We start from the raw sequence: 14358 nt of genomic DNA, 5'->3' as shown, positions 1-14358 counted from the left end.
ACAATTATAGCAAACAAAAAATCTACAAATTAGATTAAAAAAGAAAAAGATGAACAAAATAATAGAACAAAAATTTCCCCTTGCAAGTGAAGTTTTAAAAGGTGTTGGACAAATAATGCTACAAGAAAACATCTATACTGGATTGCTTTTTACCATTGGACTTTTTGCAGGATCTGCATCAATGGGTATTGCAGTACTTCTTGCATCTTTAACGGGTACACTTATCGCTAAGGTTTTAAAATATGACAAAGAAGAAATTAAAATGGGATTATACGGATTCAGTCCGTCATTAGTAGGTGTTGCATTGGTTTTTTTATTCAAAAATGAAGCTGTTATTTGGCTACTCGTTATTCTGGGATCTATTGCTGCTGCAATGCTTCAGCATTTCTTCATTAAAAGAAAAATTCCTGTTTTTACTTTCCCATTCATTTTTGTTACCTGGATTATAGTATCATTACTTCACCACTTTTCGAATATTCCTCCATCACCAGAATACCTAACCGTTCCCGATTTAACAGATATTGACGCTTTTTCTTCTGAGGTTAATGGCTTTGGAGAAGTAATTTTTCAGGCAAGTATTTGGGCAGGGCTTCTTTTCTTTATCGGAGTTTATATTAATTCGCCTATTGCTGCTTTATATGGTTTAATGGCTTCTGCAATAAGTTCGGCACTTTCTTTTCATGGACACGAGCCTATTAATGAAATTCATATGGGATTATTTAGTTTTAATGCAGTACTGTGTGCCATTGTTTTTGCTGGAAATAAAAAAATAGACGGTGCTCTGGTTTTAATTTCAGTAGTAATCTGTGTCATAATCAATATCGGATTAGTAAATGCTAAAATTGAAATTCTTCAAAATGCTGGTGGTGCATTTACGCTACCATTTGTTTTGGCAACTTGCTTGGTTTTACCTCTTAAAAATTATATTTCAAGGAATGATTTTTTCGCCAAACTAGAGGATTAATTCTTGAGTTATATCATTAAACTAAAAAGTTAACCATATAAGAATATAACTTTCATGTAAACGAAACTTAAGTTTTCTTAAATGACTTATATGGTTAAAAATCACCGAAAAACGCTTAAAAATATTGTAGTGTTTTTCCTGTAAAATATTCAAGAAAAGATTACAAATCATTTAACTTTTATTACAAAATTTTAAGTTAGTTTTTTTGTAATTTCGCGCCCTCATATTTTGAATCTTTCCATGAAAAACAAACTAATAAATATCCCTCCATTACCAGCAATTATCTTAGCAATTTTAAGTGTACAATGCGGAGCGGCCATTGCAAAAAGTCTATTCCCTGTTCTTGGTGCAGCTGGAACTGCATCGTTACGTATAGGAATTTCTGCAATAATATTATTATTAGTTTATAGACCAAACTTACGTATGATTACTCCTCCTCAATGGAAACTTGTAATTCCTTATGGTTTGTCTTTGGGAGCAATGAACTTAATTTTCTATCTAGCTATAGAACGAATTCCGGTTGGTCTTGGTGTTACATTAGAGTTTGTAGGACCTTTATTAGTAGCCGTTTTTGGTTCTAAGCGTTTAGTCGATTACTTATGGGTATTACTTGCTGCAATAGGAATTGCTCTTATTGCGCCGTGGTCTAGCAATGGTATCGATCTTGTTGGTGTTTTATTTGCATTATTAGCAGGTGTTTTCTGGGCAACATATATCATATTAGGAGGAAAAGTTTCCAGAGTTATGAAAGATGGTGATGCAGTATCTACAGGAATGTTATTTGCCTCTATACTTATCGTCCCTTTTGGAATTATGGAAAACGGATTAAGTAATCTAACACCTGGTTTATTAGGAATGGGTATTGCACTTGCACTTTTATCGAGCGCAATTCCGTTTACATTAGAAATGAAAGCACTAGGACAACTACCTCCGCGCACCTTTAGTATCTTAATGAGTTTAGAACCTGCTGCAGCCTCGATTTGTGCCTTTTTCTTTTTGCAAGAACACCTTACTATAAGCCAAATACTAGCTGTTGCCTTGGTAGTTATAGCTTCTGCTGGCGCAACAATGACTGCGAAGAAATAGAAATTTTAGTCCCGAGGCTTCGGGGTAGATTTTAGATTACTTTGTGCCCTCTGTCCCTTTGCCTCTTAGAACCTCAGTACCTTCTTAAAAAACCTCTGAACCTTTGCATCTTAGTGCCTTAGTCCCTTTTCAAAAAAAACCTTAGCACCTTACAAATAAACAAAGGTCCAAAAGTTACTCAGTTTATACATAAACCAAACAACCTTTGAACCTTTGCTTCTTAGTTCCTCTGTACCTTTCTTAGTACCTCAGCACCTTTCTTAAAATCTCAGAACCTTAAAAAATTCCGATATAATATTGATCTGCACCTGCTGTTATTCTTGCACCCAAAGTACCATTAGCATCTGTAGAATTTACATCAAACATATAGATGTTACCCGGAGTTCCTACTGGAGTTAATGCAATATAAAATTTACCATTTTTAACAACTGAAAATTGGTATTGAGTTAACCATAATCCAGCAGGTACATTTAAGTCTACAATCGTATTGTTTTTAAGGTCAATTCTTGCCAATCCCCAAGGAGCAGAATAGCTTGGATCACCATTTTTATCAACACCAATCTGAATTTTTGTGTCACCTTTCTTTTCGTAAGGCATATATCCAATTCCGTTACCAGCATAGAACCAACCATTACTAGAAGCATCTCTACCTAACAATCCGCTTACGCTATATTTATAGGTTTCATCATATTTACCATTTATAATTTTCACGATATTTAAATCCTTACCGTTACTTACCATTTGCATGATTTCACCAGCTTCATTAAAGTGTTGTGTTGGTGTACGGTAACCATTTGTAGCTCCTTTAACTTGCGAAGTACTAATTACAGTAGCATTAGCTAAACTTGGATAGTCTAATACAAGAGTAAATGTTTTATCAGTTGCATCATTAGCACCAGTTGATGCATTAAATTTACTTACAGATGTACCGTAATACAATTTATTACCAGAAATAACCGGGCAATCAATACGATCAATATAATACCCCTCACTTGCCAAAGTTCCAGGAAGAACTACATCAATATCTTTCTTAAAGTTACTACCAAAATTCATGACTTCTAAATCAAGAAGACCGATACTTGCAGTTATCTTATGTTTTAAAAACTCTGTATTATTAGCTCCTCCAAATACTTTAACAGAAGCAATACTATGAACAGATCCAACTTTATCAGTCATTTTTGTAAAACGTACTGCCTTAACCCCTAATGGAATAGAAGCATCAAAAGTTACTATTTTATTATAATTATCTCCACCATGGTACGTTAACTTATCAATAGTACCAATTGTATAATTAAGACTGTAAACAAGCGAACCATCCGATGATGTAAATACTCTTGCTGTACGAGATGAAGTCATTGAATATCCTTTTTTAGAATATGAAATTTCACCTTGAGAAAGATCTGTAACCCCTTGAAGATAAGTACCAGAAATACTACCAGAACCACTAGCAAAAGCCAATTGAAAATCAGTTTTTACCTCTGGCGATGTAGGAGTGTCTCCATTATTATCATTACTGCTGCATGAGCTCAATAAAGCTATTGCACAAGCACCTGATAGTAATGTACTTTTTAAATTTCTAAATTTAATTTTCATTGCGATTATTTATTTTGAAGTTAATGAATACGTTAATTTGGCATAAAATGCCCTGCCTGGTTTTTGCAAACCAAAATTGTCAAATATCTGTTGATCAAATATGTTTTTTGCATCTACACTAATCGTAAATCTATTAGAAGGAAAAGTATAAGCGATTCCTAAACTATTAGAAAATTGTGTTGGAATATAGTCTAAGTTCTTTCCTCCCACATTTGCCCAATTCCTAAGAAATTCATCCACATAGCTGATATTATAATAAATAGAAGCCTTTGAATTTTTTGCAAATAAATCATCCTGATAATAAACTGCATTAATATTAAATTTAAACGAAGGCTCGTTTCTTATTTGCATACGGTAAAATAAATATGGAGCACCATTGGCATCAAATTGAGTATTAAATAAAGACTCAAACTTAGATACATTAAAAGAGAGATTAAACTTCTTGGCATAATCATAAATAATCTCAGCATCTATACCACGAGACATTACATTCTCTAAGTTTTCAAATTGCGAGTAAGTAAAACTTCCTGCCCTTATAGATTCCCTAATCATACCTTTTGTATCTCTATAAAAAAGAGAGGTATTTAGTCTAATAGAATGATCCCCAAATTTTAATCCAGACCAATTTACTCCAATGTTTACATTGTAACTCGTTTCAGGTTTAAGCTCTCCTGCCGGAGCGAGTAAATTATCATTAACATTACCAAACAATTCGTTAGGACTAGGTAATCGCATCGCTTTCTCTGCAGATCCTAACAAATACAAATTAGGATTTAATTCATAAGATAAAGTAATACCATAACCGCTAAAATCAGATTTTTTGGTAAATACTCTCATTTCGTAATTAGGAACTCCTGTAACAATATCTTTCCTGTAAGGTTCATTTGAAGTTGCCTTTTGAAAATAATGTTTATAAAAAATATTAGTTCTTAATTTTTGAGAGAAAGCCAAATTCTCATACGTAAACGAAACGATATTTTTTTGTAAATCCCTGGTATTCTCTAGTAATTGCAGACCTAAAGGTTGTAATTCATCCGATATACCACGTATAAAATTATTATACATATAATTGGCATATATCGTATTATTGCTATTTATTGTATATCCTAAGTTCGTACGAACAAACAAAGTCTTATCAGTATTAATACCTAGAGTTTTAGCACTTGCTACCTCTGCCCCACTACTATATTTTACATAAGTTCCGTCAGGATACATTATTGGTTTTCCTGTCCAGTCATACATAACACCTACAGTATCTATAGCCTGTCTTTTTAAATAAGAATAACTTGCATCAACTTTTAGCGAAAATCCTTTTGCAAAAAAATCATTCTTACTATAAGTTAATGTCGCAATACTAGAATTACGTCTGGTATGGCGGTCACCATATACATTATCCATTGTAATACCATGCTGAACCTCTTTATAATCCTTAGATAAAATACCACCAACCATAAACCTATCTGCCCATTTAACATCTGTAAAACCAGCTTCAAACTTTACTCCAGATGATTTATAAGCATCATGAAAACGTTTTGCACGTTGGTCAGTCTTAGTTTGCCCTGTATAATCCTTAAAAGCAATACTTTTTCCCCAAACTTCATAATTATTATCGCTATAATTATAAAATGCAGAAGCATCAACTGTTAACCCATTTTCTTTTCGGTAATTACCCGCTATATTCCATTGATGAGTATTAAAAGAACCCAATGAATAAGATGTAACAAGCGTGTTTCTAGTTTTCTTTTTAAGAATAATATTAATCGCTCCACCCAATGCATCTTCAGAAAGATTAGCAGGAACTACCCCTTTATAAACCTCGATACGCTCAATTAATGCTGGAGGAATGCTATTTAAAGAATATGAAGAACCAAAGTTAGAAGCAGGAACACCATCAATAAAAACCTTTACAGCATTACCCGATAAACCATTAATATTATAATCAATCTTAGAACCCAATCCACCATCTTGCCTAATACGAACCCCTGCCGAACGATCCAGCAACTCATTAGTTTGTATAGACTGCAAAGCCATCTTTTGAGTATCAATAACATTTACAGCAAAACCCTTAGTTTCAACCTCTTTTTTCTCAGTCTTTACATTAATAACAACCTCTTTTAAGCCTAAACTTTCTGAAGGTTCAACAACCAGAATAATCCTTTCGTTGCTGCCTTTAAATTCTACATTAATGCTCTTTCTGGTAATCTCGATAGAACTTACCTCAATCTCATACTGCCCAAAAGCAAGACCTCTAAATTCAAATTTACCTTCATCATCTGTAATTACCTGATTTTTGGTGTTTTTAACAGCAACAGCTGCATAAGTAATTGGAGTTCCGTTTTCTAGTTTTAAAACTCCCGAAAGAGTTCCGTTTTGAGCAAATGCCCCAGAAGGCAGAAAAAACATACCAACAAATAACAAACTATATTTTAGAGATTGTAATAAAGAGTTTTTCTCTTTTAAAGGCTGAGTATTTGTATTGGTTACAAAAAAAAGTTTTTCTTTTAACCCAAATACCTCATCGCATACATTTGTAATACAAGCAGTTATTATATTCTTGATTGCTATAAAACAATCGATGTAGTTTTTGAAACGCATTAAAAAGTAAAATTGGCATTGTTAATTTGCCTGCAAAATTACCTTTAGTCTCTCGGGTCAAGGGTGTCAATAAGGGATTATAACATACACAAAAAGGATTGTTTTTATTTAGACTCAATACAGATATTAAATATAAACGTATCTTTGTAACCAACATAGTAAGAATTAGAATGCAACTTAAAACCACGATAAAAGACATAGATTACAAGCTCTGTGACCAGACTTTTTTTGAAGAAAAAGATCACGCTTACGAAATTATTGAAGATATTATTACATTCAGTGATTCCAAATATGGCAGCATAAAAGATAGCCAAACTTTAGCAGGATCGTTTTTTATAAACTTTATCGAGGTAGATTTATTACAGCCTATAAAAATTGAATATTTTACAGACGAACCAGTCATGCAGATGTTCTTTTTTATGAAAGGATGTACCAACATGATGCATCACCAAATACATTACTTACCCGCTGGTACAAAACTGGCTAAACTTCCCGCTACACCTACAGCAATAGAATACCTCTCGATATTAATACCGCAAGATACCTACAACACACTAGTAGATTCTTTAGATCTGGATTTTCAATTCATCTCAACATATTCTAATGAGAATCCAGCAAAACAAGTAAAAAACAGCGAGATCATGACGCCAGAGATTTTGGCTGTAGTAAGAGACATAAGTTCTTGCGAAAGAACTGGTCATTTTCGTAGAATGTACATGGAAACAAAAGTTTCTGAATTATTATTGTTACAAGTAGAGCAATTAACTCAAGCGCAAAAGGTTTTACATTCAATTCCGAAAATTGATGTCGAAAGAATGCACCATGCCAGAGAAATAGTTACTCAAAACATTATGGCACCCTGCTCATTAATAGATCTTGCCCGAAAAGTAGGAACTAATGAATTTAAGCTAAAAAAATACTTCAAAGAAATATTTGGCACAACAGTTTTTGGTTATCTAAATGAACTAAAAATGACTGAAGCCAAACAAAAATTACTAAAAAGCGAACTAAATATATACCAAATAGCAGAATCGTTAGGTTATAAATCACCTAATCATTTTAGTACAGCATTCCGTAAATACTTTGGGTATCCGCCTAGTCAAATCAAGAATCAAAATAATTGCATAGGTTCAGGACTTATGAAAATAAAAGAAGTGGTAATAAGTATGTTCTGCCCTTTTGTAACAGAATTATCGGCACTAGACCTATTAATTATCTAGATTTATTATTACCCCGATTATTTTTATAAGGAGCTAATCCAGCTATCCACTCTATCTTTTCTTTGTTAAAGAAACAAAGAAAAGGATGCCGTTACTATCTGGGCTAAAAGACAATAAACTCAAAAAAACATTCAAAAAAAGCGCAAAGTCATAGACAATGCGCTTTTTTAAAACCTTTTGTTTGCAAGAATTAATCAACCCATTGGGCGCAATTACTGCGTCTATTCATTTCCCTCGGGTCGTGAAAAAAAAATATTTAACACATAGAAACATAGCTTTTATGTGTAAAAAAGAGAACAAAAAGAAATACATTCCTTTCACATAGCTAGTTCCGATCCCAAAGCATCGGGACGCGATGCATTTGAAAACAAGTGAAACACATTTTTTGTGCGCAAAAGACCTATGTTTCTATGTGTTGAAATTAATTGCACCCAACGAACCTAATTAGTTTTTATTTAATAATCTTTTTAACTACTACTCCATTATCCGTGTAAATACGCAACAAATAAACACCTTTACTTAAAAAAGAAACATCAAGAGGCATTTCCTCTGGTACAACTCTCTTTACCAAAGAACCATTTATAGCGTAAAATTCGACTGCTAATATCGTATTTCCATCAGCAGTAATCGTAAGGATATCTTCCGTAATTGGCACAGGATATAGTCTAACATCACTTGCTACCAACTGTTTATTTAATTCCTCGATAACAACTTTGTTCTCAGATAAACTCACATCCGAGGATTTCATTGTATTATCATCCTTTGCATCTACAGTAGTATCTTCATCATTCTTTTTAGTTTCAGAACTTACAGTATCATTGTCATAAACAGCAGTAATAACAACATTTGTTGCTTTAGCAGGAATTACTCCAGAATAAGTAACACCAAATTCTTGACTACTTACATTATCTATTTTAATATCCCAATATCTAAAAGTATGACCTGCTTTAGGTTTAACTTCCAAAGAATAAGAAAGACTTTGTAAATATTTCCCTTTAAAATTATTCAACAATTTAATAGTATTTAACAACACATCCCCTTTAGAAAAATCATTATTTACATTCAATGCCATCTCATTACCGCTCAAACCAAAAGAAGATTTTACGTGTTTAGTAGCATAGGGTTGTCTTTTAATCCAATAATCTTTCATTGATTGGATATTTTTTTTCCAAGTTGCCAAAGTCGGAACCGAAGAATGAACATCATGTGTATAACCTATTTCATTTTCAATCTTTTTTGCAAGACTATCAGTAATAGGTGTTGTTCTGGTAGGATCAAATGTTTGATAAGCATGAACAATATACTGACCAGCAAATTTTTGCTTAAACGTTGCATTTTTACAAAGACTATAAAAAACATATCCCATCGAGCTTGTAGAACTCTTTTGTGTACGGTTTATGTTATTATCCGCAGATGAATAAACTATTAAAGCCAAATCGGCATCATGCAATATATAACGCCATTTTGTTTTATTAGTATAAGGTCTCCATGCTTTAATGTTATTATCAGGCTGATCACGATTGTTAATATAAGTTTGTACTAAAAAATAATTTAGTACTTCAGGCTCATCAATATACTTCTCTACATATTTAAGATAATTAGCTTCAGTTTTAAGGTCATTTGCTTTAAGATAACTTACCATTTCATTCCACTGATTCATGTTTCCCTGAGAAGCACGAATAGTAGAATAATCGTTATGTTTACCTAACAAATCGTATTCGTTAGTCTCCAAACCATAATTAGATTCCAGATAATCCTTTTGAGTTCTTTCTCTAATATTCATCAAGCCATTATAATTACCATTAATATATACAACAGCAGGCTCATAAGCTCTACGGTCTATATCCATTTGATCTTTTATCAAAACATGAACTAATGCATCCTGTAGCATCGTTTTTTTACCATCCTGTCCCGAAGTTCTTAATGTAACCGACTTTCTTTTTTGACCTTTCTTTTCATTAAAAAAGTCATATTTCATTCGATTATTTCCCTGAAATCTTTTGTCTGCTATAATATTAAATTGTTTGTGCTCTTTTGCACGCTGACTAGCTGCAAATATCTCAACATTCATTTGATAGTTAAAATTAGACGTCCCATTTTGAGTTGGAAAAAATTCAACATTAGAAGGTCTTTTCATAACCTTATTATTATAGTTTCTCCATATTCCCAGCGTTCCATCATTTCGATATTTTTCATTCATAGAAACCGAAAAAACAGGCAAATCAATATTTCGTTTATTTTGCAAATAAGATTGAGTAATAACAGTACTTGGTAAATAACCAGGTGCATAAACTTTTGCTCTAATAACAGCATTAGTAACAGAGATTGCGCCATTATAAAGCAACGCTTTTCCAGTAAGCATTTTAGATGCATCAGTTACCTGAGTTGTTGCATCAAAAGGTTCGTCACCATTTAAAGTATAATAAATTAAAGCTCCAGGAGTTTTACTCGTTAATGTAATTTGTTTCGTCCCACTAATAAATCCTCCCGCTTCACTAAACAAAGGTTGTTCAGCCTGTTTACTTGCAGGAAAACCTTTAGCATTAGTTGTTTTAGGAGTAGGATAACTCATAAGACTCCATTCATTACCACCATCTGTAGCTCTGCCATACGATATATTACCATTATTTAAAGGAGGATAAGTTATTTTATCTACAAGATTTTTACTGGCATCAAACATATAGATAGTTCCACCTTTAGGCTCCAACCTAAAACTTGCATTTGTGCTTGTATTAGTTTCATCAAAATAAACTAGCAAATATCCAGCTTTAGAGATACTAGCCTTAGAGCTTGTAATTTGCCATTTAGTAGGCAAATTGATATCATCAGAAAAATAATAATTTCGAAAGCTAACTGTAGTATTCGCTGGATTATATAATTCTATCCAATCCGAAAAGTTGTATTGTGTAGGATCATAACTCATGGTATTACTCGCCATGATCTCATTTATTTTAATCTGTGCAGTTGTAGAGATTGATACTAAAACTATCAATAAAAAAAAACGCTTAAAAATTTGGTGTAAAGTTCTATTCATAAAGGTTTATATTTAAGTTAAAAAATTTAACTCCAAAAATGCCTTTATTTTTTTTCTTCTTTAACTTTCAAAAGTTTTATAATTAACAAATTAGGACAATTGTTTAATCATAAGTATTCTAAAATTTCACGAGCTGTTTTACCTGTTAACCCGCCACCGTTTTGAACTTGTGGTTCTTATCACCTCAGCACCTTTTTTAAACCCTTTTCTTCGAGAATAAATTCTCAACCACCCAAGCTGGACCAATCATTAAAAACTGAAGATCTTTTAAGAAAGAAGGCTTTTTCCCCTCTATATTGTGTCCATAAAACTGCCCAATCCACGCAATAATGAAAACACCAATAGAAAATATCCATAACGGAAAAACTTGTCCGATATAATAATTTACAACCAGACAAATAGCCGAGAAAATTGCAATCTTAAAAGCCATTGCAACCGACAATCGAATATAGAAAACGAGTACAAAAAGTAACACAACCACAGCCCAATTTTCGATTATTGGAGCATTCAATTTTAGAGTATGAGCAATTAAACCACTCGGAATACTCATTAATAAACCTACAATCGAAAAGAAAATTGCAGGAACACATACATAATGTATCGCTTTATTCTTTGGGTTTTGGTGACTTACTGCATATTCATCAAACCATTGTTCTAACGTTCTCATATTTCAGGATTTAGGTATACGTAAATCTAATAAAATTTATGAAAGATACAAAAAAGGTTTTTTAAAGAAGGTACTAAGGGATAAAGGTTCTCAGGTGCTAAGGCTTTTAGTTTGCGGATAAAATGATTATGATACTATCACCCTATAAAAGTTCTTAAACAAGATAACTACCGCATTTCTTTATTCTTTAAAAAAGTGTTTATACCTTAAACAATCCTTTTTTAAATAAATATTTTTATCAGAAAGAAAACTTGTAAAACAATACTTGTTGCATAAAAAGTCAAATTTCGCGACACCTATTAACTCTTTCTTGTTGTAAAAAATCAAAATATCTTGATAACAGTTTAAACATCTATAGTCAGGGAAATATTTTCCAGGATTTTTATCTGTCAGAAAATCTTTTATATTGGCCTCAAAATCGTTACTTATTTCTCTTTTTAAAAATCCATACTGAGCTAATTTTGTATAATTGAATTTATTTTTTTCCTGCACAAAATCAGAATAATAAATATCAAACCTATCTGTATTATCTGGTGGACCAGCCAATTTATAAAAGCTACTGTGATAATACTCTACCTCATCAAATATTAATACATTATTTTTATCTTTTTGACAACTCAAAAAAAATACACCTGCTAACAGTAATAGAATCTTTTTTGTCATGATTGATTTTATATTTATCATTCCTTTTTTTTAACAATTATTTACTCATTCTTAAATATTAGTACCAAATTGTTCCTCAAACTATGTCGAGTTACTTATGTATCACAATCCTTTTACTCGCAAACTAAGCAACCTTTGTACCTCAGTACCTTTGAACCTTTTAAAAAAAACCTTAGAGTCTTTCCTAAAAAACTCCATCCCATAATTCATCAATCTTAAGGAGCGCTTTATCAAGCGAGATAACTTCCCATTTTCCATTTGTTTCTATACCAAGACCAATGTTTTTTAATTTCAACAGAGCGTCATTTACATCAAAATCTAAATCTGTATTTAGCTTTGTCATAAACCAAGATTCAATTTGATAATCGAGTTCATCTGCAGTTAAAGGATTCTTACTTCTTTCTAAAAATGCATAAGCCAAGATAGTTTCCTTAAGTACTTCCTCCTCTGATGAGTTTAATAAAGAATAAAACGCACCACTATTATTTCCTAGGTTCTTAAAGTAAAGACTATCAGAAAGCATCTTAGAATATTTTATCTTCTTATTCACAAAATTGCTATACTGCCTAAATAAATATGCAGATAAAATTCCTAATGCAATTAAACCCTGATTTAGCGAAGCTTTACTATTTAGCAAGTCAAGAGTTTCTCCCGATTTGTATGCAGCATACATACGAATCAATGCCGGAATTACGGTAGTACTCAATAACGAAACACCACCAAAAATACCAGGAACCCACAACAAGAGTTTGTCTGTAGTAGACATCTTGGGGATTGCATTTGGAAATATCGTTTCGAGGTCATTTTTAGGAACGCGCTTAAAGATTTTTAAAACCACAGAACCAGGCTCAATAGGCATTTTTCCTAATTTTACTTTTTTCTCTCTAAGATAATCGGCATCATTATAATTAAGATAAATCATGACACGATCATAATATTCTATCTCAATTTCTTTCTTCCAGAAAATAAATTTAGTGACCTTTTCTTTTGCCTTATGATTGCCTCTAACATATAATTCGTAATCTTTAAAAGCATTAAAATCTATTGCTAAATTTAGACCTATTAAATCTGAATCTTTAAAAGCCTTATCTAATGTTTCCTTGTCAATGCGACTATAATTACCATGTTCCAAAACTGTAACAAGCGTTTCTTTAAAAACAGAAAAGTCACTCTTGCCTATAAAACTTTCACGTTCCTTATGGCTTAAATCAGGATCGAATAGAGCATAATTTTGTTTTAAATTTCGGTTAAGATTAAAAGCTTCATAATGATAATAATGCTCTATAATATCGAATAATTTTATAAAATAATCGACCTTATTTTGGTCTTCACTAAAAGTTGCAATTTGTTGTTCGAGTAAGAACTCCTTGTTAAAGGGAATATAATGTTCTCGGTTCATATAAAATTTGGGGGCTTATTTTAAAGGTTCAAAGGTACAAAGCTTTTTAGTTTCTGAGGTACAAAGGTTCAAAGAAACAGAGGAACAAAGACTGCCTAGTTTGCGGATAAAGTATAATGCTAGAGAGCTTTCTCTACACAAACTAAATAGCCTTTGAGCCTTTCTAAATTAAAAAAAACTCTGAGAGTAACTTGAGAAGCTACTTATACAGATTCTAAGACTATTTCTTTTAGAAACAAATATAATAACTAAAAAAAACTATTTTATTCATAAACGAAGCTGCCTTTGTCCCTCTGTTTCTTAGCACCTTAGTGTCTTTCCTAAAAAACCTTTGTTCCTTTGCTTCTCTGCTCCTTTGAACCTTTGAACCTTTCTAAATTAAAAAAACACCTAATGTAGCATGAGCCATTTCTATTAGCCTACCTTACACAAAAAAATGGCAATAGAACATAAAGTTCGGCTCGTAGAAGCATTGTTTGACCGCCTTGAAATTGAAATTACTGCTTTTCAATCTGAAACACATATATTTTGTAACGCTGGTTGTGGAAAATGTTGTTCTAAACCTAATATAGAAGCTTCACCCCTAGAATTTTTGCCCTGGGCATTTCATTTGTTTTTAAATGGTTTGGCTGAAGAAACTTTAGCAGAATTAAACAATACATCCAACAAAAATTGCCACTTATACCGCCCACTTTCTGTTTTGGAACATCATAAAGGAAAATGTAGCAATTATCGTTATCGCGGCTTAATATGTCGCCTTTTTGGTTATGCCGCAAATACCGATAAATACGGAAAACTGCGATTGGCAACCTGCAAAATCATAAAAGAAGAACAACAAGATAACTTTAATACAGCCGAAGAATTGATTAATAAAGGACAGTACGTGCCTATTTTTACTGATTATTATATGCAATTAGCACAAATAGACCTCAAAATGGGAATTACATTGCTCCCTATAAATGAGGCTTTAAAAATGGCCATCGAAGAAGTCTTACATTATTATGCCTACAGACCATTTCCTGGTGGATTAGAGAATATTGCTTAGTTTTTTTTGGCACAGAGGTTCTGAGGTACAAAGATTCAGAGATACAAATCTTCTTTTAAAAGATTAAACCTTAATTTTTATCTCTTACTAAC

General features: G+C 32.3%; 10 protein-coding genes. 4 read left to right on the top strand and 6 right to left on the bottom strand.

Features of this window, described 5'->3' with window-relative positions:
• Nucleotides 1-49 precede the first annotated feature (49 nt).
• Both ACJ6WR_RS20165 and ACJ6WR_RS20160 read left to right on the top strand, forming a co-directional pair.
• Entirely contained in the window at nt 50-964 is a 915-nt protein-coding gene (locus tag ACJ6WR_RS20165) for an urea transporter (RefSeq protein ID WP_409416283.1), read from the top strand.
• Between the two features lie 240 nt (nt 965-1204).
• Entirely contained in the window at nt 1205-2050 is an 846-nt protein-coding gene (locus ACJ6WR_RS20160) for a DMT family transporter (protein ID WP_039114076.1), read from the top strand.
• Nucleotides 2051-2326: 276 nt separating this feature from the next.
• Here ACJ6WR_RS20160 and ACJ6WR_RS20155 read toward each other — a convergent pair whose 3' ends face one another.
• Together ACJ6WR_RS20155 and ACJ6WR_RS20150 are read right to left on the bottom strand one after the other, a co-directional pair.
• Complete coding sequence (locus tag ACJ6WR_RS20155) at nt 2327-3643, bottom strand: hypothetical protein (RefSeq protein WP_409416282.1); 1317 nt, start codon at nt 3641-3643, stop codon at nt 2327-2329.
• A 9-nt stretch (nt 3644-3652) separates the two neighbouring features.
• Nucleotides 3653-6238 carry a TonB-dependent receptor gene (locus ACJ6WR_RS20150; protein WP_409416281.1) on the bottom strand — a complete coding sequence of 862 codons (2586 nt, stop codon included), beginning with the start codon at nt 6236-6238 and terminating at the stop codon, nt 3653-3655.
• Between the two features lie 170 nt (nt 6239-6408).
• Here ACJ6WR_RS20150 and ACJ6WR_RS20145 point away from each other — a divergent pair, with 170 nt between their 5' ends.
• A complete protein-coding gene (locus ACJ6WR_RS20145) occupies nt 6409-7458 on the top strand; it encodes a helix-turn-helix transcriptional regulator (protein WP_409416280.1) in 1050 nt (349 codons plus the stop codon).
• Between the two features lie 451 nt (nt 7459-7909).
• Here ACJ6WR_RS20145 and ACJ6WR_RS20140 read toward each other — a convergent pair whose 3' ends face one another.
• The 4 genes from ACJ6WR_RS20140 to ACJ6WR_RS20125 all read right to left on the bottom strand — a co-directional run bounded on the left by ACJ6WR_RS20140 (nt 7910) and on the right by ACJ6WR_RS20125 (nt 13221).
• Nucleotides 7910-10492, bottom strand: a complete 2583-nt coding sequence (locus ACJ6WR_RS20140) for a CotH kinase family protein (protein WP_409416279.1) — start codon at nt 10490-10492, stop codon at nt 7910-7912.
• Between the two features lie 196 nt (nt 10493-10688).
• Nucleotides 10689-11159, bottom strand: a complete 471-nt coding sequence (locus ACJ6WR_RS20135) for a DUF962 domain-containing protein (protein WP_409416278.1) — start codon at nt 11157-11159, stop codon at nt 10689-10691.
• Nucleotides 11160-11339: 180 nt separating this feature from the next.
• Complete coding sequence (locus ACJ6WR_RS20130; protein WP_409416277.1) at nt 11340-11843, bottom strand: hypothetical protein; 504 nt, start codon at nt 11841-11843, stop codon at nt 11340-11342.
• A gap of 163 nt (nt 11844-12006) precedes the next feature.
• A complete protein-coding gene (locus tag ACJ6WR_RS20125) occupies nt 12007-13221 on the bottom strand; it encodes a TMEM143 family protein (protein WP_409416276.1) in 1215 nt (404 codons plus the stop codon).
• Nucleotides 13222-13657: 436 nt separating this feature from the next.
• Between ACJ6WR_RS20125 and ACJ6WR_RS20120 the strand changes: the two genes are divergently transcribed.
• Nucleotides 13658-14266: a YkgJ family cysteine cluster protein gene (locus ACJ6WR_RS20120; RefSeq protein WP_039114067.1), complete on the top strand. Its 609-nt coding sequence runs from the start codon at nt 13658-13660 to the stop codon at nt 14264-14266.
• The last annotated feature ends 92 nt before the right edge of the window (nt 14267-14358 follow it).

Source organism: Flavobacterium sp. PS2 (genome assembly GCF_046250155.1).
Taxonomy (GTDB): Bacteria; Bacteroidota; Bacteroidia; order Flavobacteriales; family Flavobacteriaceae; genus Flavobacterium.
This window is presented reverse-complemented; position numbering and strand designations above follow the sequence as displayed.

Coding starts and splice junctions, on each gene's coding strand:
- ACJ6WR_RS20165 (WP_409416283.1), top strand. CDS start 50: ATGAACAAAATAATAGAACAAAAATTTCCCCTTGCAAGTGAAGTTTTA.
- ACJ6WR_RS20160 (WP_039114076.1), top strand. CDS start 1,205: ATGAAAAACAAACTAATAAATATCCCTCCATTACCAGCAATTATCTTA.
- ACJ6WR_RS20155 (WP_409416282.1), bottom strand. CDS start 3,643: ATGAAAATTAAATTTAGAAATTTAAAAAGTACATTACTATCAGGTGCT.
- ACJ6WR_RS20150 (WP_409416281.1), bottom strand. CDS start 6,238: ATGCGTTTCAAAAACTACATCGATTGTTTTATAGCAATCAAGAATATA.
- ACJ6WR_RS20145 (WP_409416280.1), top strand. CDS start 6,409: ATGCAACTTAAAACCACGATAAAAGACATAGATTACAAGCTCTGTGAC.
- ACJ6WR_RS20140 (WP_409416279.1), bottom strand. CDS start 10,492: ATGAATAGAACTTTACACCAAATTTTTAAGCGTTTTTTTTTATTGATA.
- ACJ6WR_RS20135 (WP_409416278.1), bottom strand. CDS start 11,159: ATGAGAACGTTAGAACAATGGTTTGATGAATATGCAGTAAGTCACCAA.
- ACJ6WR_RS20130 (WP_409416277.1), bottom strand. CDS start 11,843: ATGATAAATATAAAATCAATCATGACAAAAAAGATTCTATTACTGTTA.
- ACJ6WR_RS20125 (WP_409416276.1), bottom strand. CDS start 13,221: ATGAACCGAGAACATTATATTCCCTTTAACAAGGAGTTCTTACTCGAA.
- ACJ6WR_RS20120 (WP_039114067.1), top strand. CDS start 13,658: ATGGCAATAGAACATAAAGTTCGGCTCGTAGAAGCATTGTTTGACCGC.